The sequence below is a fragment of the Paenibacillus sp. 32352 genome (genome assembly GCF_002042965.1).
GTDB classification, from domain to species: domain Bacteria; phylum Bacillota; class Bacilli; order Paenibacillales; family NBRC-103111; genus Paenibacillus_S; species Paenibacillus_S vulneris.
Map to the genome: position 1 here is coordinate 93,722 of NZ_MZNT01000016.1, position 25,392 is coordinate 119,113.

Below are 25,392 nucleotides of genomic sequence, written 5' to 3' on the forward strand. Positions count from 1 at the left end.
TGGAAAGGAGAAGCAGTGTGAATTCGAATGCTTGGGTGGCAGACACAACTGTAGATGCGGAACCCCTTGGGGATGAGGAGGACGAACGTGAGCGAATAGAGATCGAGCTGCTGCTGGAAGGGGTGTTCCGCCTGTATGGATACGATTTTCGCCAATATGCCTACCCTACCCTGCGCCGCCGCATATGGCACCGGCTGTACGGGGAACGGCTGCAGACGATTTCCGAGCTGCAGAGCCGGGTGCTGCATGACAGGGCCTGCATGGAACGGCTCGCATCCGATCTGGTCATTCATGTCACCGAAATGTTTCGCGATCCGGGCTTATTTGAAGCCTTCCGCAGGAAGGTGGTCCCTCTGCTCCGGAAGCTCCCGTCGATCCGGATTTGGCATGCGGGCTGTGCTACAGGGGAGGAAGTATATTCCATGGCCATCCTGTTGCATGAGGAGGGCCTGTATGACAGGACGAGACTGTACGCAACGGACATGAATGAGGAAGTGCTCCAATATGCAGAACGGGGAGTCTATCCATTGAAAAAGATGCGGGAATACACCAAAAATTACATTAAGGCCGGAGGCAAGGAGGAGTTTTCCCGTTATTATACGGCATCCGGGGACAGTGCGACCCTTCAAGCCTTTTTGCGCAACAATATCGTCTTTGCCCAGCATAATCTGGTTACGGACCGCTCCTTCAATGAATTTCATGTTATTTTCTGCCGCAATGTATTGATTTATTTTAACTCCGGGCTGCAAAGCAAGGTGCATGATTTGATGTATGAGAGCTTGTGCCGTTCGGGCATCTTTGTGCTCGGAGACAAGGAGACGATCACGTTCACCAAGCATGCGGCCCATTATGAAATGCTCGATCCGCAGCAGAAAATGTATTGCAAGATCAAATAAGGATGCCAGCGATAACGGAAAGGAATGGGAAGCTGCATGAATGAACCGATTCACATCCTGCTTGTTGACGATCAACCGGAAAATCTTCTGGCTTTGGAGGCGATGCTTGGCGATCAGCCTTACCATTTGGTCAAGGCACATTCCGGTGAGGAGGCTCTTCGCTGCTTGCTCACCTATAATTTTGCCGTTATTGTGCTGGACGTACAGATGCCTGGCATGGACGGCTTCGAGACGGCCAAATGGATTAAATCCCGGGACAAATCGAAGGCAGTACCGATCATTTTCGTTACGGCGGCCTATCATGAGCAGGATCAATCCTTCACGGCGTATTCCGTCGGTGCGATTGACTACATGGTTAAGCCCGTCATGCCTCATGTGCTGCGCTCCAAAATCGAGGGCTTCGTTCACATTTACGTGACCCAGCAGCAGCTGCAAAGGCAGACGGCATTGCTGCAAGAACGGACCCGGGAGCTGCAGCAGGCCAAGGAGGAGGCCGAGAAGGCCGCGCGGGCCAAGTCGGAATTTCTGGCGGTCATGAGCCATGAAATTCGTACCCCTCTCAACGGAGTGCTGGCTATGGCGGATCTGCTGCTGGATACGCAGCTTTCCGGGGAGCAGCGGGAGTATGCCGAGACGATCCGCAAGAGCGGCGCCTCGCTGCTGACGATCCTGAACGACGTACTGGACCTGTCCAAAATCGAATCCGGTAAAATGGAAATTACCGAGGAGCTGTTTCATCTCCATTCCTGTCTGCAGGAGTCGGTAGGCCTCTTTCAGCTGGAAACGCGCAGCAAATCGTTGAATATCGCCTATGAGATCGATCCGCGGCTGCCTGAGCTGCTTGTAGGAGATGAATCCAGGTTAAGGCAAATTCTCGTGAATTTGCTCGGAAATGCCGTCAAATTTACGGAGAGCGGCTGCGTACACGTGTCGGTCAAAGAGCTGTCCCGCGAAACGGATCAATACGTGGAAATTGAGTTTGCCGTGCAGGATACGGGAATCGGCATTCCCGCCTCCAAGCGCGATATTCTGTTCAGACCCTTTTCCCAGCTGGATTCCTCTACAACCCGCAAATATGGAGGTACAGGGCTGGGGCTTGCCATCTGCAAAAATTTCACCGAGCTGCTCGGGGGCACGATTTATCTGGATACGGAATATACATCGGGAGCCCGATTTGTGTTTACGATACGGCCGAAAATAGGCTTGCTGGAGCATCATACCTTATAATTGCTGAAGCAAAACGATAGAAATCGAATACCTCTCCCTTACGTCAAAAGGGAAGCCATGACATGCCTATAACGAACCATAGGCTTTTTTTGTTGCCTTCAAATTCATATCGTCCGAGTTCGGGCGGCGCATGAAGTGATTCACTCCCTCATCCGCCTTCCCTCCATCCCTGGGATTTATTTTCCCCGTCTCCTCCAGATTGAAAAATTGATTATAGACCATACTAATCAGGAGTGCCCAAAACCTAGAAGCGCTTGTTTCAATGCGGTCCCCTTCGTTTAATCAATACTATGAAGGTCAGGCAAACTACATAAACGGAAAGGTTTGGTGATGACGGGATGACACAAAAGCAATGTGTGGCTATGCTTCTTGCCGGAGGGGAAGGGAAGAGATTGGGCATACTGACGAGTCAAAAGGCGAAGCCTGCCGTTCATTTTGGCGGTTCGGCCCGAATGATTGACTTTGCGCTTAGCAACTGCCGGCATTCCTGCCTCGATACGGTTGGTGTAGTGACACAGTATCGTCCCGAGGCTCTGCATCGTCATATCGGTCTGGGCTCCGCATGGCTGGAGAAGCCGGAGCAAGGGGAGATAGCTCTCTTATCGTCCCGCCAGTCCCAGATCGGCGAAAGAGGGTACCTTGGGACGGCCGATGCGATTTACCGCAATTGGTCCTTTATCGAGAAGTATAACCCGGATACGGTGCTCGTCCTTTCGGGCGATCACATTTATCATATGGATTATCGCAAGCTGCTGGAGCATCATTTGACAGCGGGCGCGGATGCGACCATTGCCGTAACTCCGGTACCTATATCGGAAGCAAGCCGCTTCGGGATTATGAAAACCGATTCCAGCGGACGCATTACGGAATTCGCGGAGAAACCGAAGGCTCCGGCAAGCAATTTGGCTTCTATGGGCATTTATATATTCAATACTTCCTTCTTACGCACATTCCTGGAACGGGATGCTCAGGATTCGTCTTCCAGCCATGATTTCGGGAAGAACGTCATACCGGCCATGCTGGAGCATAACGCCAAGCTGTATGCATATGAATTCGCCGACTATTGGAAAGATGTCGGAACTATTGAAAGCCTGTGGGAAGCCCATATGGATTTGCTGGGCGGAAGCCCCGCCTTCGTTGCAAGCCGGGACTCCTGGCCGCTCTACAGTGCCAATGGCTTGGCCCAATCTCGCTTTGTAGAATCGCTGGGACTCGTAAGGCAATCGCTTATCTGCTCCGATTGCACCATTCATGGGCAGGTGGAGCGCTCGGTGATTTCCACGGAAGCTGTTATAGGGCAGGGCAGCCGTATTTTCGACAGCGTCATTATGCCGGGAGCACAGATCGGCAGCGGAGTGACCATTTACAAATCGATAGTCGGTGAAGGCGCCGTTGTACGTGATGGCACCACTTGGGGTTCGGCCGACGGGGAGATGATCTCCGTGATCGGCGACAGAGAAGTCATCAGCATTCAGGGGCAAAAGCTGCCGAAAATTTTCGTTTCGGCTAATCAATTGCAAGCGGAGCTCATAGGCTAAATAATAAGTCTATTGTTTATGATTTCCCGGCAGCATGTTTTTGGGTCCTAACACCACACATTGGGGAGGGAAGGAACATGAACAGGATGTCTTGGATGATTACAATAACGACGATATTCCTATGGACGGGCTTGGGAGTTGTTCAGCCCATTCACGAAGAGGCTGCTTTGGCCATGACGGATTCCGCCAAGCCGGGGGGCCGTTCGGACATGTCGGTCCAGCCGCAGAAGACGAATCCGGAATCGGCCCAGCCCCGCTTTCAATCCGTGAATGGATTGTCGCTAACGGATGATTTGAAGACCGTGTTCGAAATGAAAGGCCAGCCCCTATCTATGAAGCAGGATGAAATATTACCTTCCTTAAAAACTTACACCTTTAACGATTGCAGCATCATTATGGTGGACGGCGAAATCGAGTACGTGGTGGTGCCGGCGTCAACCGGGAAGCTGGATATCGATGGGGACCAGGTTCCGATGGATATCGACAAGCTTAAGGTTAAGCTGGGTCAGCCCTATTTTGTCAGCGAGGACGGTATCGTCTATAAGGATGGAAGCCATGTCTTAAAAATCTACACCGATGTAGTCAGCGGCAAGGTGACTTCGGTTCACTATTTTCAAGAAGCCGTTCAGTAGATGCAAGAGCCTAACCCCTGTTTCCGCATAGGAACAGGGGTATTTCTTATATGAAACGTTCTTAGCCTCCCATTTGGAGTCACCAGCGTCCATGCCTTTGAATATGTCTATAGTAGAGTCATGCATTTGTGATGAATACCCTGAACAATCGGCTTGGCGAAGGGGACCTCTCTATGGAATTATGGAAAGCGATGGAGCTGGATGATACGGAACAGCTTGTCCTATGTCAGGATAAGGGCAGCGGCTTGAAGGCGATTATAGCAATACACAATACCCGTCTGGGACCCGCACTCGGGGGGTGCCGCATATGGGACTATACCTCGGAGGAGGAGGCTATTCGGGACGCGCTTCGTTTGGCAAAGGGGATGACGTACAAATGTGCCGTTTCGGGCCTCCCCTATGGAGGCGGCAAGGCCGTCATTATGGGCAAACCCGACCCGGCAAGGCGGGAGGCAGTCTTTCGCTCGCTCGGCCGCTTCATTGAAACGATGCAGGGGAGATATATTACCGGCATCGATCTGGGGACGACGGTTCAAGATATGGATGCCGTCAGGCACGAGACCGGTTATGTAACGGATACGACGGGGTCCTTATGCGCAACAGGGGAATTCACAGCGGAGATGACGGCATATGGGGTTTATTTGGGGATACGTGTTGCCCTAAAGGAAGTGTACGGAACCGATGATTTGAACCGCATCACGGTGGCGGTGCAAGGCCTGGGCAAGGTGGGCACCTTCTTATGTCGATACCTGAACGACGCAGGCGCCAGATTGATCGTGGCGGATGTGGACGAACGGCGAGTCCTCTTCGCGATGAAGCAATTTGGCGCGAGCGCCGTCATGCCGGATCAAATATACGCCGCCGCGTGCGATGTGTTTTCCCCTTGTGCGCTCGGGGGGATCTTGAACGATACGACGCTAGGACAGCTTCGCTGCCGTATCGTAGCGGGCGCCGCAAACAATCAGCTCGCCGAACCGAGACATGGGGTGCTGCTGAACGGGGCAGGGATTCTTTATGCTCCCGACTATGTGATTAATGCAGGTGGAATCATTGTTACCGCGGCTGAGCTGAACGGCTGCAACGGGGCTCAAGCCAAGCAGCAGGTGGAACGCATCTCGGCCAATGCAGCCGGCGTGTTCCAATCAGCCCGGACAGAGGGGATTGCCGCATCTCTTGCAGCCGATAGACTGGCCGATCAGCGGCTTGTCGGTGCGGCGCCTTAAATTATAGATAAGAGCCGCCGTTTGTTTCGTCCGAAGGATGGGCATGAACGGCGTTTTTAATATTTTCAGGGTATTTGTTTCATTTTCAGAAGAATTCGCAGGCAAGTCTAAAAAAAGGATGATTCCGTGCCATAAATAGGGCATGAATCCGTAAAATAGCTTAATTTGTTCGCAGAATGTTCACAGATGTCGAAAATTGCTTTTTTCTAATTGACGAAGTAGGAGTATAATAGGAACTACATAGGATTCCGTTCGCACCTGTTCTATCGCAAGGAAAAAGTTAAATGCTGGACTTCTGTCTTACTTGTGAAAAAAGTTACAATTAGCAATTAGCCTGAAATCCAATTTTCATAAATCTCCTTGAGACGGAAAAGCTATAATGAATGAACAGGGATGCAAACACTGGCGGTTTTCTATCTCAATGCAAAGGAGGACGTTTACTTATGTCAGAAGCAACACAAACGATTTCACGTGAATCTGCGGATGTTCTTGACCAATTGATGAAGCCTGAGGTGCAGCAATCTCTAACCGTCCTGGTAGAGAACCTGCCTAAGCTGGCTGAATTGGTTACTATCCTGACCAAAACCTACGACGTGGTACAAAACGTAGTGACGGACCAAGTGCTGATCGAGGATATCAAGGGTGGTATGGAAGAATTCGTAAAACCGATTCAAGATGGTGCTAAAAGTATTGCATCGGCTGCTATCGAGGCTAATGATCGTGTAGCGACAGCGCAAACCACTTCTGTCGGTCTGTTCGGCATCTTGAGAATGCTGAAAGATCCGCAAGTGCAAAAAATGCTGCAGCTTTCCCAAGCTTTCCTGGATGTTATGGCTGAGCGCCGTGAACAAAAGGAACAGCGTTAATCCATTGGATTTACCATAGAACGGAGGATAAGTATGTCGAAGCAAATTTTAATTTTGGGCGGCGGTTACGGCGGATTGTTGACTGCGCTGACTGCACGCAAATATATGACAGCAGAAGAAGCAACCATTACTCTTGTGAATCGTTTTCCGACTCACCAAATCATTACCGAGCTTCATAGATTGGCTGCAGGTAACCTGTCCGAGCAGGCTGTAGCTCTTCCTTTGGAGAAGCTGCTTCGCGGTAAAGACGTAAATCTGCGCATTGACACCGTTGAGAAAATCAGCCCGGACGAGAAAAAGGTTCTTATGGCCAGCGGCAAAACGTATGAGTATGACGTTCTTGTCATTGCATTGGGCAGTGAAACGGCATTCTTCGGAATCCCAGGTTTGCAAGAAAACAGCTTCGTTCTGAAATCGGCGGCTGACGCTAACCGCTTGCGTGCGCATGTGGAAGAGCGCATCGATGCTTACGCGAAAACCAAGAACAAAGCGGACGCAACGTTCGTTATCGGCGGCGGCGGTCTTACCGGTGTCGAGCTTGTTGGCGAATTCGCGGATATGCTTCCTGGCCTGTGCCGTAAAAAAGGGATCGATTTCAACGAAATTTCCTTGTACTGCGTAGAAGCGGGTCCTTCCATTCTGGCAGGCTTTGCTCCTGAATTGGTTGAGCGCGCTCAAACCAGCTTGGAAAAACGCGGCGTTCAGTTCTTGACCGGCGTACCTATTACGGAAATGACGGAAACTACCGTATCGTTGAAAGACGGAAGTTCCATCGATACGAGCACTTTAGTATGGACCGGCGGCGTTCAAGGTAACTCCGTTGTGGCTAACTGTGGTATCGAAGTAAACCGCGGTCGTGCAACCGTAACAGACTTCCTGCAATCCACATCCCATCCGGACGTATTCCTGGCTGGCGACAGTGCGGTTGTGTTCGGCAAAGAAGGCCGTCCATATCCTCCTACCGCTCAATTGGCTTGGCAAATGGGCGAAACGATCGGCTACAATATTTTCGCTTACTTCAACAACGGACCAAAGCAAGAGTTTAGCCCTGTATTCTCCGGTACGCTTGCAAGCTTGGGCCGCAAAGACGGCATCGGTACGATCGGCGCGAACCAAACCCGCTTGAAGGGCTTGCCTGCTACCCTGATGAAAGAAGCAAGCAACATGCGTTATTTGTCTCATATCAACGGCCTTTTCACGCTTGCCTATTAATTCATATGCCAAAAGCCTTGCCCGGAATTGCTTTCCGCAGCAAGGCTTTTTTGCTTTGATTACATAAAAAACTTCGCCCCATTCTTGGATGAAAACGGAGGGGGCGAAGTTTTTTTGGTTTGTACCGGTTTTACCGGAACATAGGGAAGATATAGCGCACAATGAAGTATAAGAAGCCAAAGAAGATGACGATGTAGGCTGCGTATTTAATGAAGGTGGAGGCGACAAGCCCTTTATCATATTTTTGTTCGATACGCTTTTGTTCAATATCTACATTGTTCGGTTCCATGCTGCATCGCTCCTTTACATTCATCTCGAATTGGGTGAAGCGCTGTAGCATGTATTACCCCGGCTTTGTGAGAATGAATCAAGTTTCATTATGCGCCTGCGGAGGGTAATAGCCGAATAAGGATGAATAAGCGGTACCGGCTTACGGGGCTGAAGCTGACATTCATGAACTCTGGGGAGGGAAATCCATGATCATTCAAATCAGTGTAGCTGTCATCGCCATCGCGTTTGTGGTTTTGGTCGTTTTTCTAATTACGACGTTGCGTTCCGTAACATCGCTGCTGGGCCAGACGAATACGACCATTCGTGAGCTGCAGAACGAAGTGAAGAATATGACGCAGGAGGCATCCGAGCTGCTCGGGCATACGAATGAGGTGACTATGGATATTTTGCAAAAGCTGCATGCTCTGGAGCCTGTATTTGATTCGGTCAAGCTGGCAGGTGAGGCGGTCGAGGAGGTCACTTCCTCGGTGAAGCAGGCATCGGCTGCGGCGGCCCGTACGATCAAGGAAAAGGTGACGGAAGAAGCGTGCCGGCCCATGGCAGGGACTATCGCCAAGGCACTGCAGCTGGCGCCGGTGGTGCTGGAGGCCTGGCATCAGATCAAGCGGCGTCAATCGCCAGCCCCTTGATGCAGCATCCGGAGCACGGGGAAAATAAAAAAAATCATGACAACATCCGGTTTCGGCTGTTTCATTGGTTCCCATTCGGGGTAATGGTATGATAATGGGAAACAAGTTTGGATGTTAGAGAGGAGCTTAAAAGAATGAATCGAAAGCATACGTTCGAAATAGAAAAAAAAGGTCACTCCAAATAGCAATCTGGTTTATTTAAAAGGCGAGCTCGACTTGTCCAAGGCGGCTGAATTTCGAGCGGCTGCGGATTCCTTCGTAGCGGATACGGACCGGTTGATGGTGCTGAATCTGAAGCATTTGGGGTATATCGACAGCATGGGGATCGGGGTGATCCTATCTTTGCTCAAAGCCCGACACGTACTGAAAGCTCCGATCATTGTAGAGGATATTCCTCCCAAAATTAAAAGGCTGTTCGATATGACCGGGTTAACCCCGTTTATCCAAGAAACCAAGAATAACGCGATATAAGAAAGGGTAGAAGAGAAGATATGAACTGGGAAAATCGTACGGTTAATATGACGTTACCTGCCGAAGCGGAGTTTATAGACCCCGTGCGTTTGACCTTGTATGGCATATGCACCAAGCTCGGCTTCTCCTACGAGGAAATTGAGGACATGAAGGTTGCCGTAGCCGAGGCATGCAACAATGTGGTCGTCCACGCCTATGATCCGGGCAGACCGGGAACGATGGATATCCGTTTCGAAATGCTGGAGAACGGGGTACGTATTTCGGTTAAGGACCATGGTCACAGCTTTGATTATGAAGAGAAAGCTCAGCAGGCCACATCGCTTCATCATAAATCAATAGAAGAGGCGAACATCGGAGGCTTGGGCATTTATTTGATGCAGGCGCTGATGGATGAAGTGGAAGTGATGAGCGAGAGGGGGACCGAGGTCATATTGACCAAACGTCTTAGTAAAAGTGAGGAAATGGTATGAAAATAAATTCAGAGAGACCGGCATTCCATATTCACGATCTGATTGCAAAATATCAGCAAACGGGTTGTAATGAGGTCGCCACCTCTTTGCTGCTGCAGTTTGAACCGATGGTCAAGATGGCTGCGGGCAAAATGTCGCGCAACCGTCCGGACCTCTATGAAGATTTGTACCAGGTGGGACAGATGTCCATGCTCCGGCTGTTTAAGCAGTTCGATACGGAGCAGGGGGTTCAATTTGAAGCTTACATGATGAAAAGCATCATAGGACATATGAAAAATTACTTGCGCGATAAGTCCTGGTATATCCAGGTACCGCGGCGCGTTAAGGAAAAAAGCGGCCGTATTCAAACCGCTATCGATATGCTGACGGTTCGGCTTGAGCGGTCACCCAATGTGGAGGAGATCGCTCAAGAGGTGGACCTTTCCGTCGAGGAGACAATCGAGATTCTGGCCGGCCGTGAATATTATCACTATGTTTCTTTGGACACGCCGTTGTCTACGGAGGACAATGGGGCCACTATCGGCGATTTGCTGAGCGAGGAGAAAGATGATTTTCAGCAGCTCGAGCGCAAGCTGGATTTGGAAGATGCGATGGCGCGGCTGAAAACCCAGGAGCAGCAGGTGCTCCACCTTGCTTATGTAGAAGGCCAGTCCCAGCGGACCATAGCGGAGCAGCTGAACGTATCCCAAATGAGCGTATCCCGTATTCAGAAGCGGGCGATTGACAAGCTGAAGCAGTTTTTCACGGAATCCCGTGAAATTTCGGACGCTTGATAGCCTAGTGGACAAGCCTTCGTGTAAGCGCGTTCAGATTGCAGATTTTCAACAGACTCACGCCCTCTCGAGGGCGTAAAGTTGTTGAAAAACCCGGTCATATAGAAAAATGTAAAAGGTGGTAGGTGGGTATCCCTCGTAGGAGCGATAGCGTCCGCCTTTGTTCTCGGAAAATACCCGCTGTAAAGCGATATAATCAAAATTTTTCCGGGAACAACAGCTAAGGGCTTTGCAAAGCAAAGCCTGCTTCGGAAGCTTGGCCGGAGGGGGATACCCCACCGGGGTACCAATGCTATTTTTCAAGCTTTACAGGTTTTTCAACAGACTCACGCCCTCACAAGGGCGTATTTTTATGCGCACCTGGTTAACACGCCTGGAGGGAGGAGATGGACAATGACAATTCGACAGCTCAACATGCCTGGCGGGTGGAGATGGCATGTCGGCGATGATTTGGCCGCAATAAAGGTGGATGAGGCCTCTCGGGATGATCTTCATTCGGTCAACGGCCTTCAGCAGCTCAAAAAGCACAGCACGGTCCGCTTCCGGACACCCCGGATCCGGATGTATGATAACGGCTCGAAAGCTTTGTACGGAGCGATTCTGTACGGCAGCCCGGCTCCGCGCGAGGATCAAGAGGCTCTCTATGTGTCGTTTTACTTGGCTGAGAACGAGTTATTTACTTCCGAGCTGGATTATTCCAGCATGAGTCCTCATCTGGATGAAGAAGGACTCCATGATAGGATGAAGGGCTGCCGCACGGCGGCAGAGGGCTTCTTCGTGCTGCTGAGTGAGCTGGCTTTGGTCTGCCTGCATGGTCTGGATCTGCTCTCCGCCAGGCTGACCAAGCTGGAGCAGCGAATGAGAAGATTTAATAACGCGCACCTGCTGGACCATTTGATAGAGCGGCAGTACGATCTGCTGCATTGGCAGCACCGGATTACCCCTCTGGAAGAGCTGCTGGTAGCCGTGAAGGAGCTTTATGATCCTGAGCAGCTGGCGCGCTGCGAAGCCTATCGTGTGACGTGCCTGCGGGTGGAACGGCTTACGCTTCGAATGGCGCATTTTAACGACGAGGTGAGCACGCTTCTGGCTATGGATGAGAATATAGCGTCGTACAGAGGGAACGAGATTATGAAGACATTGACCGTATTTACGGTCGTCTGTACGCCGGCGACGGTCTTTGCGGGCTTGTGGGGTATGAATTTCAAAGAAATGCCCGAGCTGGAATATCAATGGGGCTATCCGGTATCCATTGTATTCATTCTGCTGCTTACCCTTATCGTCTACGGATGGCTGAAGTGGAAGGGCTGGACAGGAGATTTGATCCGCGGGAAAAAGAAGGATTCCAACCTGTTTTAAACGCCGCCTGCTTCGTTTCAAGCTGTCAGGTACAGGGTAATGATACTTAAGCAACACATTATCCTATTGTACAAAGGCGGTGTTTGCCATGACAGTAAAACACAGTATCCCTTGCGGGGGCAATGAGGTTTCCGTTCGTCAGACCGACTCGGACAAGTTTCAAGTTACCATTCAATCCCAGGTCAATCCGCTGGGAACAGGCAATGTGTTGGAAACGTTCTCAAACCTGGACGATGCGATTCAAGCGGCAGAGCTGTTCTGTAAGCTGCACGCAGCGGCCAAGGAGCTCGGCTATCATTTGGAAGACGGTCATTTTGTAAAGCCGGACAGGCCCAAGCTGCATGTAGGGATGCTTTTGCACGAGCAAACGATGCCGGATGAGCTGGTACTGCTGCTGGAACGATAAGTCCATATAGATGAAGCTTAAACAAGTAGGCGCAAGCAGGCGGCTGTCAAATGGAGACAGCCGCCTGCTTGCGGCTTTATTACATAACATCGAGGTCCTCGTAAAAGCGCCGCGCTATGCGGGGGCATCTCTTGCGGCCGGGCATAAAAAGCATGAAAAAGCGATGCCCCTGAAGGAACATCGCTGGTTTGAGAGAAGCATCGGAAGCTACCCCTGAGAGGCTGTCTTAGCTTTATCCAACGCCTCGTGAGTGTTAGCTTCGGCGTGATCCGCCGCTTTATGTGCGGTATCGGCCGCGCGATCGGCCAGACGGTGAGCGGTATCCGCCGTTTTATCCGCTGCTTGCCGCACCTTCTCTGCCGAAGCCTCTGTTACCTTGTGCGCGGAGTCCAGCGCCTGATTTGCGGCTTCCCTGGTTTTCTCCAGCAGCTCGGTGCCTTGCCCGCTCACGGTTTCTACCGTATCCGCCGCTTTGGTTTTCACCAGCTCCAGCCAATCCTGGCTCTTGGCCTGCAGGGATTGGACTTTGGTTACAAGGTCCTCTCGCAGCTCGCGGCCTGATTTCGGTGCCAATAGAAGAGCGATCAATGCTCCGGCAGCACCTCCGATAATGGTTCCCAAAACGACATCATTTCGTTTGCTTTCCGTTGCTGTCATCGTTATCCACTCTCCTTACCATGTAATGGGTTTAAGATTGTTTGCCGTTTAAGGTTCTGGACAATAGCGTTAGCAGGAAGACGAATAATGCCGCTCCTACAATGGCCGGAACCACGGCGAAGCCCCCGATGATAGGTCCCCAGGTCCCGAGCAGCAATGCCCCGAGCCATGCGCCGACGAACCCTGCAATCATCGATCCGATAATGCCCCCGGACATTCCTCCTGGCGCAATTGCCGAACCGATAGCCCCGATGACAATAGCCATGATGATCGTTATCAGCAAGCTGATCATCCCCATCACGCTCCCTTCCATTGGGTTGTCTTGCATGATAATTAGTACCCGTTAGGAGGAATCGTGAAACACAAGAACAGCCCGAAGCATCCCGGCGGGAAGCAGAAGGGCTGTTAGGGTTTAGTGCTCGTCATAATGGCGCAATAGGCTATTCATGCTCATAAAAGGTCAACCGATTGCCTGCAGGGTCCAGCACCGTGATTTCCTTTCCCCCCCAAGGTGCTGTTTCGAGTCCAGGCTTCATATATTTGTACTGCTTGGCGGAAAGCCTCGCGTAAAGGGCCTCAATATGCTTAGTTTCTATCCGAACGGCCGCACCAGGGCAGCAATCTCCGTGATGCTCGGATAAGTGCAGCACGCAGCTTCCGTTAGAGATTTGCATGTAGAGAGGGAAGTTATCTTCATATCGATGCTCCCAGTCGAGCTCGAATTCCAAATAATGCAAATAAAACTGTTGAGTCTTCTCGACGTCAAACATACGCAGTATCGGTATGACTGAATGGAGCTGGTATTGCTGCGGCTTATCCATAAATATTCATTCCTCCCTTGTCTTGCCGGGCGGTGTGTGCCCTGCATTTTCCTATATCCGCCATACTTATCGGCAGCTGTTACTAGCATATACAATAATTCCCTGCGGTACAATCCTGGTTATTTTCCTTTGCTTCACTACTGCTGCGGAGGAAGGCTTTATAAAAACGTAAGAAACGGTAGAATATGTCTACTAGATTATGTATAATAATTCAATATTATTTATTTTTATTCACAGCAAAAGAGGTGGTTCATTGATGGACATAGTCATTCGACCGATGCTATGGAATGATCTGGAGGCTGTAGGCCGGCTGCGTCCGGAGGGCTGGGGCGATATTGCACCGCAAATGCTTTATTACTGGAATGATCCCGGCTGTATGACCTTTGTTGCCGAGCGGGGAGATCGTATAGTCGGCGTGGCTAACGCAACTTGCTGGGGGCTGACGGGATGGTTAGGCCCCATTATTGTGGAGCCCTCGTCTCGAGGTCTAGGACTGGGTTCGCGGCTCACCCGGACCGTAATGGACGATCTCCATTCGAAGGGCTGCCGCACGCTTCAGCTTATTGCTACCGAGTTCGGCAAGCCGGTATACGAGAAGCTGGGCTTCACCGTAGAATCCCGGTACTGCTTCTTAAAGGCGGAGCCGGAGGCCGTGATGGAAGAAGCAGGCGGATCGGGGCAGCTGAGGGCCGTTCAGGCAGCCGATCTTCCTATGATCGCAGAGCTGGACCGGAGGGCAGCTGGAGAGAACCGCATGACTGTATTGGAGAAGCTGCTTCAGCATAACGGCGGCTGGGTCGTTCCGAAGGAGGATGGGAGCGGCATTCGCGGCTATTATTTGCATGGAGCTCCGTGGAGCCCCGGTCCTATTGTGGCGAGCGATGTGGAAGCGGGGAGAATGCTGCTGCGGCAGGCTGCAGTCTCAGAGAAGCATCGCTCCATCGGGGTAAGCGAGCTTAATACGAAGGCGATAGATTATCTTCAGCAGATCGGATTGACGATCGCCTCCTACGCCGATCGCATGGTGCTGGGAGAACGTTCGGCATGGCGTCCCGATATGATTTATTCCCGTATCAGCGGCTCCCTTGGTTAAGCAGGCTTCATTCGACAGCATGTTCACCCTCCTGCCTCTGTGATATAATGGAAATTGTCAGTTTATTCTTATCCATTCGACTCATGTGACAATTTTTGAGGAGGGATCGTTATTTCGTACTTTATTGCTGGACTGATATCGTTTGTGATTGTATTGGTAAGCATACCTCCGCTGCGCAAGCTGGCTTACCGGATCGACTTTGTGGACAAGCCCAGGCCGGACAATGAAAGAAAGATTCATCGGGAACCGATCCCGCTTACGGCAGGAATCGCCATCTTTGCAGGATTTGTCCTTACATACCTCTTGTTTATAAGAGATAATCTGTCCCAAACCTTAGCGATCATGGCGGGCGGATTGCTCGTGCTTATGATCGGACTTGTCGACGATTGGTACAAAACGCATGGCAAAGAGCTGTCGGCTCTGCCGAAGCTGGTCGTTCAGCTGCTGGCGGCCGTCATCGTATACAAATCCGGGATCGTATTTCATGGCTTCACGAATCCGTTCACCGGGGAAGAAATTCTTCTATGGACCTGGGCGCAATTTCTGCTGACTATCACCTGGATTTTCGGCGTAACGACGGTCATTAACTTCTCGGACGGCATGGACGGACTGGCCGGCAGCTTATCGACGATTTCTGCGCTGACGCTGTTCATTGTCGCTTTGGCGAAGAATCAACCGGATTCCGCCATGATGGCGATCATTCTGGTCGGCGTCGGCTTAGGCTATCTACGCTATAACAAGCCTCCGGCCAAAGTGTTTATGGGGGATGCGGGAGCCTCGTTCATCGGCTTTATGCTCGCGGTCATTGCTTTGAACGGCGCCTTCAAGCAGGCGACGGTCTTGTCTTTGTTTATCCCGATTCTTGCGTTAGGCGTTCCGATCTTCGATAATTTGTTCGTGGTCTTCAAACGGTTCCTGAACGGCAAACCGATTTATCAAGCGGATACGAGCCAGGCGCATTACCGGCTGTTGGCCAGCGGATTGAATCCGAAGCAGGTGCTGATGTTTTTATGCTTGATCAACGTATGCTTTGGACTGACTTCTATCATCATATTGATGCTAAAAGTATAATGTATGTGTACAAGCCTGCCGTGCTGCTTAGACGCGGACAGGCTTTTTTTGTGGGAAATTATATTTGGCCAAAAAGCAGAAAATGGGCCTGAAAAAGGGAAAATTAGCCTTTTGCCTGCATAACGGAAGGGGAAGGACAGGGAAGACCCGAATACGTATATCTTAAGCGGGATTTTTGTCGAGGAATCGCTGAGAGGAGACGGAATATGCAAAAGACGACTTTGGCTAACGGACTTACGATAGTGAGCAAGCACAACGAGCAGGCCGTGTCGACCCTGATCTGCTACTGGGTTAGGGCAGGGGGGCATTATGAGAAGCAGTATCCATACGGCATCGCGCATTTTTTGGAGCATATGCTGTTTAAGGGAACGAAGGGACGAACGAAGGAGCAGATTACGAACGATATCGAGAATTACGGCGGCAGAATGAATGCTGCGACCAGCGTGGACCGGACCCGCTATTATGCTCATGTTCCTTTTGATAAATGGAGGCAGGGCGTAGAGCTGCTGACGGATATGGTGTTCCATTCCGAATTTCCGGAGGAGGAGCTCCAGCTTGAAAAAAAGGTGGTGATCGAGGAGATCAAGAGAGCTCACGATAATCCGCGTGATCACGGGAGCCGCACGCTGCTGCGCATGCTGAGGGCCATGCACCCGGAACGGGCAGGGAATCTGGGGACGGAAGAGACGCTCACGGCGATGACCAGAGAGGATCTTATCAAGTACCATGGGCATTACTACAAGGCTAGCAATATCGTGCTGGTCGTCACAGGCAATATCGAGCATGACAAGCTTGTTGAATATATCAGCTCTCTGGATATTCCTGCATCGGAGCCTTTCACGGAGCCGTTGGATAAGCTTCAGCCGTACCAGCTCGGCGGGCGTGTCATTCATGAGGCCAGAGACATCCGGCAGGCGCATCTTCATTGGGGAATGTACGGCCCGAGCTCTTATGAGGACGATAAGTATGCTGGTTATGTGGCTCTCCACTTGTTGGGAGGCGGACACGGATCGAGGCTTAAGCGGCGTATTCGGGGAGAGATGGGGCTGGCCTACGAGGTGTGGGCTGCCATTAGCCCCATGGTTAGTGAGGGCTTCATCACGGGCTATGTCGGCACCGATCCGCTTCGGCTTGGGGATGCCAAAAACGTAATTCTTGAGGAGCTGGAGCGGATGCATCACGAACGTATCACGGACGAAGAACTGGAGAGGGCCCAGAATGCGATTATCGGCAGGCATATGATCTCTCAGGATCAGACGGAAGCAGTGAACAGCAGGCTGGCCTCCGAGCAGCTGTATCGGATCCAGACAGACCCGCACTATTTTGCCGCACAAATCCGCAGCGTGACGCCGGAGGACGTCATGGCGTTCGCCCGGAGCTACCTGCGCAAGGATCAAATGCTGTTCGTCCAAGTCAGCCGGGCGGAAGAGGCCGGGCAGGATGAGGGCCATAAGGCAGTATAAACAAACATAATAAGCCGGTTCCCTGTAAGGGATTCCGGCTTATTCGACTTACTTTCAAATTCAAGGGGCCCTTGCAAAGCAGCTGAATCAGCCTCGAAGCCAAGGCTCCACTTCCGCGTTGTTTCCACACCTGGTGCTTGTCATGGAAGCGGCTTACCGCTTTTTCTCCTTGCTGCTCAGACCGCCGATATATTGATCGTAGGCCTCGTAGATTTTGGCTGCGATCGGAGCGGCTCCGTACCGTCCGAACCTTCCTTCCGGAACGACGACGGCTACCGCAAGGACGGGATTATCGGCCGGAGCGAAGGAGATAAGCACCGCATTATCGACGGTTCCGCCGGGTACGGCCTGCGTGGACGTACCGGTCTTGCGCGCTACGGGGAACGGCAGATCCTCAATGCCCGCTGCGCCGCTCTTCATTCCTTTGATTACGATATCCCAGTAATTTTTAGGATAATTGACCTCGTTCAACAGGACGGGTTCAAATCCTTTGACAAGCTCGCCTTCCGCCGTTGTGATCTTATCGACGAATTGCGGCTGCATCCTCTTGCCCCGGTTAGCGAGCGTGGCGGCATATTGCGCCAGCTGCAGCGTAGTATACTTCTCGTTTTGCCCCCATGATGCATAGACCATGGCAGACTGCTTACTGCTCGTTTTGGCGTTTTGGAAAAAGTCGTTGGACCCGGCAATTTCGTTGGGCAAATTACTTCCGGTTTTAACGCCCAGGCCGAACTCTGCCAGATGCTCCGCCCATACGTCGAGCACCTTGGATTTCTCGCCGCCGTACTTGTTCCAGAGCGGGATTCCTACCATAGCGGACATATAGGTATTGGACGAATTGATGATTGCGGTTGTCGGATTCAGCGCACCGTAGGCATGCCCGTCTGAATTTCGGATCGTGGCGTTATTGCCTACCCCGAAGGAGAAGGAGCCTGAATCGTTATAAGTGCTGTTAGGATTAATGACGCCTTCCTTCAGCCCGATCAGAATGGTCAAGGGCTTGATGACAGAACCCATGAAGACGAGCGAGGAAGGATGCTTATTACGCTCCTTTTCCGGAAAATCAGGATAGGACGTCGTAATGGTGCCGTTATTGACGAACGGCATGATTTGGTTGTAAACCTCATTGCTGCTAATGCCGCCGGTCCACAGATTCGTGTCGTAGTCCGGCATGCTTGCCATGGCAACGACCCTGCCGGTCTGTACCTCCATGGCTACAGCGAACCCGGAGCGGGCATTCGGGGCATAGGCGAACTCCCCTGCGGCCGAGCGGTTTCGAAGGAAGCTAAGATGCTCGGTAATCGCCTTCTGGGTCGCAAGCTGAATGTCCTTATTAATGGTTAAGTATAAATTATGGCCTTTCTCTGGCTTAACGATTGTGGGGGGGCCTATAATTTTCTCGGCTGCATTGACCGGATAGGTCTTACTGCCTTTCTTCCCTCGCAGCTCCTCCTGATACATCAGCTCCAGGCCATCGAAGCCGACATCCTCGACATCCAGATACTCATCCGTCTTGCTCCTGTAGTAGGCCAGACCGGAGTCCGGATTTCGGGCGGCGTTGAACCGTTTCATATAGCCGACCAATTGGGCTGCGATTCTCTGGCTGTCATACAATCGGACGCTGTCCTCCAGGATTTCGATGCCCCGCAGCTCATCCCGGTGCTCCAGCAAATAGGCGATTTCCTTATTGGATAAATCGGCCTTAATCCTTCTTGGGATGGAATAATAGCTCGGATCCTTGGTCTTGTTCTTATTCAAATCAAAGCCGACATCCATCAGCTTCAAGATATCGGCGGCAGAGAGCACCTTGGCATCCGGGTTGCCCTTCTCGGCGAAGATCTGCTCGAGTTTATAAGCGAGCTCTATGATTTCATCCTTGTTCGTGGCACGGCCCTCTACCCGGTAGTAGAGTGACTGCATGGACCGGGACTGGGCGATAGCATAACCCGTCTGGTCGTAGATCGTGCCGCGGATGGGGGCGATCGGGCTTTCGCTGTGGGAAACCTTGTTCTCGATCTCTTTGAAATATTTTCCCTCTACAAACTGCAAAATGGCTAATCGAATAATCAGTACGCTAAACAGGGAAAACGTAACAAAAAAGAATAAATTCAACCGAATGGAAAAATGTCTCCGTTTCCGGATCTCCTGCTTCTCGGCCTGGTCCTCTTTATAACGAAAAAAGCCGCTGCCCACTTGTCTTTCACTCCTCAGACCCATGTCCCGTAAATTATTGCTGCGCAAACCAAATGATGGCTATCCATAGCACGACGGCCGCCAGAAATCCCATCATTCCGCAGACGGAAGCCCAGCGCCAATCGAACCTGCGATTTGTTTTATCCTGTAATAGACGTGTATCCATCCCGCATTCTCCTTTACAACCATAGTTTACCATGCCGCAAGGCTGCTGTGTTGAGTGGTTTACCACAACAATGAAAATTTTTTGGGCGTTATGGACATAAGAAAACGGGCTAGCGGACGTCTGTCTATATGACGAAGCGCTCGAAGGAAAAGTTACGGGTTATCCCCATTAGAAGAAAATATTTCCGATAAAGGGAACCTTCCTCCTGTTGGTTCGTCCAATTGTGTGTGAGGTGAACAGGGGTGGCCTTTGAATATTTAAAATCACTTTCCGGCGGGATGGACAAAAATGTCATTCTGGAAGACATCATGCTCGCTTACGGGGACGATGTGTGGAATTACGCATTTTTCATGACACGAAATAAAGAGCTTGCCGACGATATCACACAGGAGGTATTCGTAAGGGTGTATGAACGGCTGTACTCCTACCGGGGAGAGGCCTCGGTGAAAACATGGCTGCTTACCATTACGCGCAATTTGGTGAAGGACCATTGGCGCTCCTCCTGGATTCGCAGGGTCATCCCGTTTGGTCTTCAGACCAGGGAAGGCAGCAGTCCTTCGGCCGAGACGGAGGCCATGGGGCTTATGGTGGAGGAGGAGGTATGGCAGGTCGTACTGGAGCTGCCCCGCAAGCTGCGGGAGGTGCTGCTGCTTCATGCGCATCATCAGCTGACTCATGCCGAAATAGCCGGATTATTGTCTTTGTCGGAGGGAACGGTCAAATCAAGATTGTATCGGGCGAGGGCCAAAGTAAGCGGTTTGTTGAACAAGGAGGGCAAGCCATGAAGCAGATGGAACCGGAGCAATGGGAGAAGCGGCTCGCGGGATCGCCGTTACGGCCAGGCGAGGGGGGCTTTTCCAAAGATTTGATGAGGAAGATAAAGGAGCGTGTCGAAGTGGAGGGAAATCCAAGAAGCCGGCGCTGGCTTAAGCTGAGTCCGGTGCTGTTAGCTTGTGTGCTGTTAGCCTTTGCGTTTACCAGGCAGGAGGAGCTCGGGGGCTTGCTCGGGCAGCTGTCGAAGCCGGCCAGTCCTGCGGTGCTGTCACCGATGGATCAAGAAAAGGAGCTGACGCTGAAGGTCGCATATTTTCATGAAAATACGTTTTCAATGCGCTACGGCAAGGCCTACACCATCCGTTATCCGAACGTGGAGGTCAAGATCGTTCCTGTCGACACGAGCGGGTGGGGACAGGCTGATTATAAGGAGAAGATGGTCCAGCTGATCGATAAGGAAAACCCGGATGTGCTGTACTTGTCTCCCGACTTGTATAGCGAGCTTGCCAAGGAAGGCAGATTGTACCCGCTTGAGGCGGTCATGAAGCAGGATCATTATGATCTGCAAAATCTGTATTCGGGCGTAACCGATACGCTTCGAAGGCTTGGAGAAGGCAAGCTGTACGGATTGGCTCCGGAGTACGAAATGAACGCCCTGTACTATAACAAAAGCTTATTCGACAAATACGGGGTCCCGTATCCAAAGGATAAAATGAGCTGGGAAGAGGTGCTGCAGCTGGCGGCGCGGTTCCCCGCAGACGGCACCGGAGAGAACCGGATTTACGGTCTGATGCCGTCCTATTACAGCAACGCTTCAGAGCTTGCTATGCAAATCGGGAAGACGAACGGCATAAGCCTGATCGGTTCGGACGGAACACAGGCTACGGTGAACACGGACGCTTGGAAAAAGGTATGGGGAATGGCGATTGACGGTTTTCAGAAAGGGTATGTCTACAAACGGGAGCCGTCGCCCCAGCGCAATATGATGATGGATGAGGTATACAAAAGAAATCCCTTCATTTCGGGTAAAGCAGCGATGGCTGTCTATGGGTTCTCGCTTAGTAATGATTTGAAGCAGGCTGCCAGCAGATACAACATGCCTTCCTTTCCATGGGATATTGTAAGTGAGCCTGTTCATCCGGCCCATCCGGATGAGACGTCCTCCCTGTTTATCGGATCGGTGTTCGCGATCAATGCCAAGTCGGAGCATCTGCGGCCCGCCTGGGAGATGCTGAAGCTGATCAACAGTCTGGAAATCGCCAAGAAGCTGGATAAATCCTATGGCGGCGGTCTATCGGTCCATTTAAAGGCTTTAAAGCCTGACGAGGAGCATAATTACGCTCCGTTCTACAGCATGAAGCCTGCCGAGCTGCCGGATTCCTCGGTGCATCCCCGTCTGCTCCGCAAGTTCAATGAGGCCTTCGCCCCGGCGGCCGCACAAAGAACCGGTTCCGTCGTCGAGGGTAAGGAGAGGCTGGACGATATGCTTAAACAGCTGCAGGAAGACGCGCAAAAGGCGCTGTTCAACGCCCTGATAGACAGCCGGAATTAATGGATGGAAAGAGAGAGGATAGGGATGAGCATTCGAAAAAATGGCCGCATACCTGCCAAATGGGGAAGGAAACGGTACGGGTTCTCCATGCTTGCGCTTGCATTGGCGGCCTCCGCTATGCTTCTTTTGAGCGGATGCGACAAAGCAGAGGAGACTCCGGCTGGCCCAATCAAAGGCACCCTTCGGATTGCTATGGGCAACGAGGATCAATTCCAGTACGAGTACGCGGACTATTTTATAGCTAAATTTCCTGAGCTGGATGTGAAGATCGTTCCTACGCAGGATCTGTATGGCACAAACTATGTGAAGGACTATATGAAGAATTATTTGAAGCTGATAGATGAGCAGAAGCCGGACCTTCTCATTACCAACTCGTATGATTACGGGAAGCTTGTTCAGGAGGGGAAGTTGTACGACTTGTCCCCTCTGATTGCCAAGGACCAGTTCGACGTGGGGAATCTGCTTCCGGCGGCCGTCGATTTCCTGAAGATGAAAGGGGACGGGAAGCTGTACGGCTTGTCGCCGAGCTTCACCAGCTCAGTGCTATTTTATAATAAGGATCTGTTCGACAAGTATCGGATCCCTTATCCGAAGGATTCGATGACGTGGGAGGAAATGATTCGTCTGGCACAGCGGTTTCCGGCGGAAGGGGGCAAGGACGAACGGATTTACGGCTTCCATATGGGATACATGAGGTCGCCTCTGAGTCTGGTTACCTATATCGGCCAGGCGGAGGGACTCGCATATACCGATCCAACGGGGAGTAAGGCGATGCTGGATACAGATTCGTGGAGAAACATCTACCGGATGGTCATCGACGGCTACAAGAGCGGGGTGTTTCAGTGGAGCTTTATGCCGGATAAGCGCATGTACGATAAGGAGGATGTGGAGCGGGAGGATATGTTCAGTGCCGGCCGGGCCGCCATGACGATCAGCAATCTGGGGCAGATCAACGGTCTGAAGCAGAGGGGGGCGACCTTTGCCTGGGAGATGACGAGTGCCCCTTCGTCCAATCCGGGACATAGCAGCAATCCGAATTTTTCAGTCTACCCGATTTACAGCATCAACGCCCAAGCCGAGAATACAGCCGCCGCATGGGAAGTGGTCAAATATTTTAACGGGCGCGAGGCTGCCAAGATCGAAGCCAAGACATCGATGGATCTGCCGGTGCGCAAGGAATTCGCCAAGGAGATCGACGGTCACAGCCTGGAGCCGTTCTATAACGTGAAATATAACGAAAATGTACAATCCGGTTACAATGACAGCATCCCGGTCTCTTTCACCGAGCAGCTTCAGGTGATTATGGAGAAGCAGATGCAAGCGATGCTTCAGGACGGGGTATCCGTGGAAGCGGGACTGAAGCAGCTGCAGGAGGAAGGGCAAATGGCGTTGGATAAAGCGCGCGCAGAGGAAAAGGCAAGGACAGGGAATTAAATCGCAGCGGATCAAGTGTTGAATTTGTAAAAAGATTCCTGTTACAATATATGGAATTGCACTCATTTTTTATTGTAACAGGAGTTGAATGTTTCAGGTGAAACGGTTCCGTATGTGGATAGGCGCGATGATCTTAGTAGCGATGATTGGGGGGATATTGCAATGGGACGCATGGAAGAGCCGCAGCGCCGGGATAGGTCCGCAGCAGCCTTTGAAGAAGGTGGAATCGGCTGCGCAGATTAAGGAGAGCTATGATACGATCGTCGTGGGAACCGATCCGGAAGGCATTGCCGCAGCCGTCTCGGCAGCGCGTAATGGACTAAAGGTGCTCCTGGTCGACGGGAAGGACCGTGACATCCTGGGGGGACTCATGACCCTCGGCTGGCTGAATACGCTCGATTTGAACTACGCTCCCGGGCAGCCGGCGGCTTCGGGTAAACACAACTTTTTGAATAAGGGCATTTTTCAGGAATGGTATGACCAGATCGAAGGAACCTCGTTCGACACGCATACGGCGGCCAATGTGTTTTATAAGATGGTAAGCGGCGAGCCGAACATCGACCTTCTAATGAAGGCGAGGGAAATCAAGCCTCTGGTCCAGGCCAGCAAGGCAGGAAACGCTGTAATCGGCTTGCGTATTGTAAGTGCTGATCAGACCGAGCATTCGGTCTATGCCAAGACGGTGATCGACGCTACGCAGGATGGGGATATCGCCGCCATGGCAGGCGCGCCGTTCACGATGGGACGTGAGGATATCGGCGATGCCTCCTCCCAAATGGCTGTGACGCTCGTGTTCAAGCTTGGCGGAGTTACGCCCAAGGTGTGGGACTCGTTCGGCAAGCATCCTCATACGGGAAGCGATAAGATGAGCGCCTGGGGCTTTCCCGAAATGAAGGACTATGTGTCCACGAACAAAGAGCGGGTGCGCATGAGAGGGCTGAATATAGGCAGGCAGAACGATAATACCGTCCTGATCAATGCGATGCAAATCTTCGATGTCGACCCGTTGAATCCGGAATCGGTACGTGAAGGGATGGAGATCGGGAGGAAAGAAGCCGAGCATATCGTTACCTATATGAAAAACAACTTCAGCGAGTTCAAGCGGGTGGAGCTGCTAGGAACGGCGCCTGAGCTGTATGTCAGGGAAACGAGGCATCTGCAAGGGGAATACCGCTTGACGATGACCGACTTGATGGAGAACAGGGATCATTGGGATGCTATAGCTTACGGCTCCTACGAAGCGGATATTCAGAGCACGAACTATAAGGATCCCGGCTCGGTCATGATGAAGCCGAAGCAGTATGGCGTACCGTTCCGTTGTCTGGTGCCGTTAAAGGTGGACGGATTGCTAGTCGTAGGGAGAGCGGCGAGCTTCGATTCTCTGCCTCATGGAAGCGCTCGCGTCATTCCGCTCGGAATGGCGACGGGAGAAGCGGCCGGGGCGGCAGCCAAAATAGCGCTTGACCGGGGAGTGACGTTCCGGCAGCTATCCCAATCGAAGGACGGCATAGCGGAGCTGAGGGACAAGCTGATGCAGCAAAACGTAGAGCTGTCGTTGTATCCATTCGACAAACCCGCCTATATGAAGCATAAAGCATTCCCGGGTCTGAAAGCCGCCGTCAGCATGGCGGTTACGATAGGCGGCTATGATAATATGAATTGGGATTTGGACGGCAAGTCCAATCCGCAGCGGTTTGTCTCCCATATGGCCAATGTACGTAAAGTACATCCGGCGCCGTTCCAGGGCGATGCTGGCTTATCCATCCGGCACATGCCAACCCCCGCGAAGCAGCCTTTGACGCTGGATCAGGCGGCTCTGACCCTGGCTATGGCGGCGGGTCTCAAGAGCACGAGGGAAGAGGCCGTAGCGGAGCTGGTGCAGCGCGGATGGCTGAAGAATGATACGATCAAGCAAATTTCGGACCCGTTGCAGCTTACGAATGGTGACAGCTATATGCTGATCCGCGATTTTGTGGAGAGTACGGCCGGAGTTAAGTATGAGTAAAGTAGAGAGGGCTGTGGAGTTCTACCTAGCGTAGAGCCTCATGGCTTTTTTTATGTCTGAATCAAGCCTCCTATCGGATGCAGGAAGGCAGTTCTTATTTTCAGATACACCTGCGTGAAAAATTTTTTTGGACTCACCCTCCAAAAGCGGGGGGCTTTTACCGAATTCTA

General features: G+C 51.7%; 27 protein-coding genes. 21 read left to right on the top strand and 6 right to left on the bottom strand.

All coding sequences use genetic code 11. The features are described 5' to 3' along the window. The first annotated feature begins 17 nt into the window (after positions 1 to 17). From B1728_RS29865 to B1728_RS29895, 7 genes are all read left to right on the top strand, one after another. Entirely contained in the window at positions 18 to 896 is an 879-nt protein-coding gene (locus B1728_RS29865) for a CheR family methyltransferase (protein ID WP_256865572.1), read from the top strand. 36 nt (positions 897 to 932) lie between these two features. Then, positions 933 to 2,123, top strand: a complete 1,191-nt coding sequence (locus B1728_RS29870; RefSeq protein ID WP_079914083.1) for an ATP-binding protein — start codon at positions 933 to 935, stop codon at positions 2,121 to 2,123. Positions 2,124 to 2,461: 338 nt separating this feature from the next. Continuing rightward, positions 2,462 to 3,661: a glucose-1-phosphate adenylyltransferase gene (locus B1728_RS29875; protein WP_079914084.1), complete on the top strand. Its 1,200-nt coding sequence runs from the start codon at positions 2,462 to 2,464 to the stop codon at positions 3,659 to 3,661. A gap of 77 nt (positions 3,662 to 3,738) precedes the next feature. Continuing rightward, positions 3,739 to 4,293, top strand: coding sequence for a hypothetical protein (locus B1728_RS29880; protein ID WP_079914085.1), 555 nt, complete (start codon positions 3,739 to 3,741; stop codon positions 4,291 to 4,293). 173 nt (positions 4,294 to 4,466) lie between these two features. Beyond that, on the top strand, positions 4,467 to 5,516 hold the full coding sequence (locus B1728_RS29885) for a Leu/Phe/Val dehydrogenase (protein WP_079914086.1): 1,050 nt from the start codon (positions 4,467 to 4,469) through the stop codon (positions 5,514 to 5,516). A gap of 443 nt (positions 5,517 to 5,959) precedes the next feature. Next, entirely contained in the window at positions 5,960 to 6,382 is a 423-nt protein-coding gene (locus tag B1728_RS29890; protein ID WP_079914087.1) for a helical membrane plugin domain-containing protein, read from the top strand. Between the two features lie 33 nt (positions 6,383 to 6,415). Next, on the top strand, positions 6,416 to 7,594 hold the full coding sequence (locus B1728_RS29895; RefSeq protein WP_079914088.1) for an NAD(P)/FAD-dependent oxidoreductase: 1,179 nt from the start codon (positions 6,416 to 6,418) through the stop codon (positions 7,592 to 7,594). A gap of 130 nt (positions 7,595 to 7,724) precedes the next feature. On the opposite strand, the gene B1728_RS36465 is transcribed toward B1728_RS29895, so the two are convergent. Then, positions 7,725 to 7,883, bottom strand: coding sequence for a hypothetical protein (locus B1728_RS36465; protein ID WP_179136260.1), 159 nt, complete (start codon positions 7,881 to 7,883; stop codon positions 7,725 to 7,727). Positions 7,884 to 8,070: 187 nt separating this feature from the next. Between B1728_RS36465 and B1728_RS29900 the strand changes: the two genes are divergently transcribed. From B1728_RS29900 to B1728_RS29930, 7 genes are all read left to right on the top strand, one after another. Next, on the top strand, positions 8,071 to 8,514 hold the full coding sequence (locus tag B1728_RS29900) for a DUF948 domain-containing protein (protein WP_079914089.1): 444 nt from the start codon (positions 8,071 to 8,073) through the stop codon (positions 8,512 to 8,514). Between the two features lie 216 nt (positions 8,515 to 8,730). Next, positions 8,731 to 8,985 (top strand): STAS domain-containing protein, encoded by a 255-nt coding sequence (locus B1728_RS29905; RefSeq protein ID WP_306293561.1) that lies wholly within the window; start codon positions 8,731 to 8,733, stop codon positions 8,983 to 8,985. Positions 8,986 to 9,005: 20 nt separating this feature from the next. Next, complete coding sequence (gene rsbW / locus B1728_RS29910; protein ID WP_079914091.1) at positions 9,006 to 9,455, top strand: anti-sigma B factor RsbW; 450 nt, start codon at positions 9,006 to 9,008, stop codon at positions 9,453 to 9,455. Further along, the gene (locus B1728_RS29915; protein WP_079914092.1) at positions 9,452 to 10,228 is read left to right on the top strand and encodes a sigma-70 family RNA polymerase sigma factor; all 777 of its coding nucleotides are present in this window, start codon (positions 9,452 to 9,454) and stop codon (positions 10,226 to 10,228) included. Before rsbW ends, B1728_RS29915 begins: the two co-directional genes overlap by 4 nt. A 393-nt stretch (positions 10,229 to 10,621) precedes the next feature. Further along, complete coding sequence (locus B1728_RS29920; RefSeq protein WP_079914093.1) at positions 10,622 to 11,587, top strand: magnesium transporter CorA family protein; 966 nt, start codon at positions 10,622 to 10,624, stop codon at positions 11,585 to 11,587. A gap of 88 nt (positions 11,588 to 11,675) precedes the next feature. After that, positions 11,676 to 11,993: a hypothetical protein gene (locus tag B1728_RS29925; protein WP_079914094.1), complete on the top strand. Its 318-nt coding sequence runs from the start codon at positions 11,676 to 11,678 to the stop codon at positions 11,991 to 11,993. A 10-nt stretch (positions 11,994 to 12,003) separates the two neighbouring features. Next, entirely contained in the window at positions 12,004 to 12,210 is a 207-nt protein-coding gene (locus B1728_RS29930) for a hypothetical protein (RefSeq protein ID WP_079914095.1), read from the top strand. On the opposite strand, the gene B1728_RS29935 is transcribed toward B1728_RS29930, so the two are convergent. The 3 genes from B1728_RS29935 to B1728_RS29945 all read right to left on the bottom strand — a co-directional run bounded on the left by B1728_RS29935 (position 12,201) and on the right by B1728_RS29945 (position 13,471). Continuing rightward, the gene (locus B1728_RS29935; RefSeq protein ID WP_079914096.1) at positions 12,201 to 12,650 is read right to left on the bottom strand and encodes a YtxH domain-containing protein; all 450 of its coding nucleotides are present in this window, start codon (positions 12,648 to 12,650) and stop codon (positions 12,201 to 12,203) included. The genes B1728_RS29930 and B1728_RS29935 overlap by 10 nt on opposite strands. A 31-nt stretch (positions 12,651 to 12,681) precedes the next feature. After that, positions 12,682 to 12,942 carry a GlsB/YeaQ/YmgE family stress response membrane protein gene (locus tag B1728_RS29940; RefSeq protein ID WP_028549951.1) on the bottom strand — a complete coding sequence of 87 codons (261 nt, stop codon included), beginning with the start codon at positions 12,940 to 12,942 and terminating at the stop codon, positions 12,682 to 12,684. A 148-nt stretch (positions 12,943 to 13,090) separates the two neighbouring features. Beyond that, positions 13,091 to 13,471, bottom strand: a complete 381-nt coding sequence (locus tag B1728_RS29945) for a glyoxalase superfamily protein (RefSeq protein WP_079914097.1) — start codon at positions 13,469 to 13,471, stop codon at positions 13,091 to 13,093. Between the two features lie 256 nt (positions 13,472 to 13,727). Between B1728_RS29945 and B1728_RS29950 the strand changes: the two genes are divergently transcribed. The 3 genes from B1728_RS29950 (at position 13,728) to B1728_RS29960 (ending at position 17,098) form a co-directional block, all read left to right on the top strand. Then, positions 13,728 to 14,564, top strand: coding sequence for a GNAT family N-acetyltransferase (locus B1728_RS29950; protein ID WP_179136261.1), 837 nt, complete (start codon positions 13,728 to 13,730; stop codon positions 14,562 to 14,564). A 135-nt stretch (positions 14,565 to 14,699) separates the two neighbouring features. Further along, positions 14,700 to 15,635, top strand: a complete 936-nt coding sequence (locus B1728_RS29955; protein WP_377740205.1) for an MraY family glycosyltransferase — start codon at positions 14,700 to 14,702, stop codon at positions 15,633 to 15,635. Between the two features lie 206 nt (positions 15,636 to 15,841). Next, a complete protein-coding gene (locus tag B1728_RS29960; protein ID WP_079914100.1) occupies positions 15,842 to 17,098 on the top strand; it encodes a M16 family metallopeptidase in 1,257 nt (418 codons plus the stop codon). Positions 17,099 to 17,251: 153 nt separating this feature from the next. Here the strand turns inward: B1728_RS29960 and B1728_RS29965 are convergent, their stop codons facing one another. Together B1728_RS29965 and B1728_RS37065 are read right to left on the bottom strand one after the other, a co-directional pair. Further along, positions 17,252 to 19,291, bottom strand: coding sequence for a peptidoglycan D,D-transpeptidase FtsI family protein (locus B1728_RS29965; RefSeq protein ID WP_256865573.1), 2,040 nt, complete (start codon positions 19,289 to 19,291; stop codon positions 17,252 to 17,254). Between the two features lie 34 nt (positions 19,292 to 19,325). After that, positions 19,326 to 19,457 carry a hypothetical protein gene (locus tag B1728_RS37065; protein WP_256865574.1) on the bottom strand — a complete coding sequence of 44 codons (132 nt, stop codon included), beginning with the start codon at positions 19,455 to 19,457 and terminating at the stop codon, positions 19,326 to 19,328. A 242-nt stretch (positions 19,458 to 19,699) separates the two neighbouring features. On the opposite strand from B1728_RS37065, the gene B1728_RS29970 reads away from it, so the two are divergent. From B1728_RS29970 to B1728_RS29985, 4 genes are all read left to right on the top strand, one after another. Continuing rightward, the gene (locus tag B1728_RS29970) at positions 19,700 to 20,242 is read left to right on the top strand and encodes an RNA polymerase sigma factor (RefSeq protein WP_079914101.1); all 543 of its coding nucleotides are present in this window, start codon (positions 19,700 to 19,702) and stop codon (positions 20,240 to 20,242) included. Continuing rightward, a complete protein-coding gene (locus tag B1728_RS29975; RefSeq protein ID WP_079914102.1) occupies positions 20,239 to 21,783 on the top strand; it encodes an ABC transporter substrate-binding protein in 1,545 nt (514 codons plus the stop codon). The genes B1728_RS29970 and B1728_RS29975 overlap by 4 nt, the downstream gene beginning before the upstream one ends. A gap of 24 nt (positions 21,784 to 21,807) precedes the next feature. Further along, entirely contained in the window at positions 21,808 to 23,217 is a 1,410-nt protein-coding gene (locus B1728_RS29980) for an extracellular solute-binding protein (protein WP_179136262.1), read from the top strand. An 88-nt stretch (positions 23,218 to 23,305) separates the two neighbouring features. After that, entirely contained in the window at positions 23,306 to 25,222 is a 1,917-nt protein-coding gene (locus B1728_RS29985) for an FAD-dependent oxidoreductase (protein ID WP_079914104.1), read from the top strand. Positions 25,223 to 25,392: the final 170 nt, after the last annotated feature.

What these genes read in the sequence shown, in the direction of transcription:
- B1728_RS29870 (WP_079914083.1), top strand. Translation starts at nt 933, where the DNA reads ATGAATGAACCGATTCACATCCTGCTTGTTGACGATCAACCGGAAAAT.
- B1728_RS29875 (WP_079914084.1), top strand. Translation starts at nt 2,462, where the DNA reads ATGACACAAAAGCAATGTGTGGCTATGCTTCTTGCCGGAGGGGAAGGG.
- B1728_RS29880 (WP_079914085.1), top strand. Translation starts at nt 3,739, where the DNA reads ATGAACAGGATGTCTTGGATGATTACAATAACGACGATATTCCTATGG.
- B1728_RS29885 (WP_079914086.1), top strand. Translation starts at nt 4,467, where the DNA reads ATGGAATTATGGAAAGCGATGGAGCTGGATGATACGGAACAGCTTGTC.
- B1728_RS29890 (WP_079914087.1), top strand. Translation starts at nt 5,960, where the DNA reads ATGTCAGAAGCAACACAAACGATTTCACGTGAATCTGCGGATGTTCTT.
- B1728_RS29895 (WP_079914088.1), top strand. Translation starts at nt 6,416, where the DNA reads ATGTCGAAGCAAATTTTAATTTTGGGCGGCGGTTACGGCGGATTGTTG.
- B1728_RS36465 (WP_179136260.1), bottom strand. Translation starts at nt 7,883, where the DNA reads ATGGAACCGAACAATGTAGATATTGAACAAAAGCGTATCGAACAAAAA.
- B1728_RS29900 (WP_079914089.1), top strand. Translation starts at nt 8,071, where the DNA reads ATGATCATTCAAATCAGTGTAGCTGTCATCGCCATCGCGTTTGTGGTT.
- rsbW (WP_079914091.1), top strand. Translation starts at nt 9,006, where the DNA reads ATGAACTGGGAAAATCGTACGGTTAATATGACGTTACCTGCCGAAGCG.
- B1728_RS29915 (WP_079914092.1), top strand. Translation starts at nt 9,452, where the DNA reads ATGAAAATAAATTCAGAGAGACCGGCATTCCATATTCACGATCTGATT.
- B1728_RS29920 (WP_079914093.1), top strand. Translation starts at nt 10,622, where the DNA reads ATGACAATTCGACAGCTCAACATGCCTGGCGGGTGGAGATGGCATGTC.
- B1728_RS29925 (WP_079914094.1), top strand. Translation starts at nt 11,676, where the DNA reads ATGACAGTAAAACACAGTATCCCTTGCGGGGGCAATGAGGTTTCCGTT.
- B1728_RS29930 (WP_079914095.1), top strand. Translation starts at nt 12,004, where the DNA reads ATGAAGCTTAAACAAGTAGGCGCAAGCAGGCGGCTGTCAAATGGAGAC.
- B1728_RS29935 (WP_079914096.1), bottom strand. Translation starts at nt 12,650, where the DNA reads ATGACAGCAACGGAAAGCAAACGAAATGATGTCGTTTTGGGAACCATT.
- B1728_RS29940 (WP_028549951.1), bottom strand. Translation starts at nt 12,942, where the DNA reads ATGATCAGCTTGCTGATAACGATCATCATGGCTATTGTCATCGGGGCT.
- B1728_RS29945 (WP_079914097.1), bottom strand. Translation starts at nt 13,471, where the DNA reads ATGGATAAGCCGCAGCAATACCAGCTCCATTCAGTCATACCGATACTG.
- B1728_RS29950 (WP_179136261.1), top strand. Translation starts at nt 13,728, where the DNA reads ATGGACATAGTCATTCGACCGATGCTATGGAATGATCTGGAGGCTGTA.
- B1728_RS29960 (WP_079914100.1), top strand. Translation starts at nt 15,842, where the DNA reads ATGCAAAAGACGACTTTGGCTAACGGACTTACGATAGTGAGCAAGCAC.
- B1728_RS37065 (WP_256865574.1), bottom strand. Translation starts at nt 19,457, where the DNA reads ATGGATACACGTCTATTACAGGATAAAACAAATCGCAGGTTCGATTGG.
- B1728_RS29975 (WP_079914102.1), top strand. Translation starts at nt 20,239, where the DNA reads ATGAAGCAGATGGAACCGGAGCAATGGGAGAAGCGGCTCGCGGGATCG.
- B1728_RS29980 (WP_179136262.1), top strand. Translation starts at nt 21,808, where the DNA reads ATGAGCATTCGAAAAAATGGCCGCATACCTGCCAAATGGGGAAGGAAA.
- B1728_RS29985 (WP_079914104.1), top strand. Translation starts at nt 23,306, where the DNA reads ATGTTTCAGGTGAAACGGTTCCGTATGTGGATAGGCGCGATGATCTTA.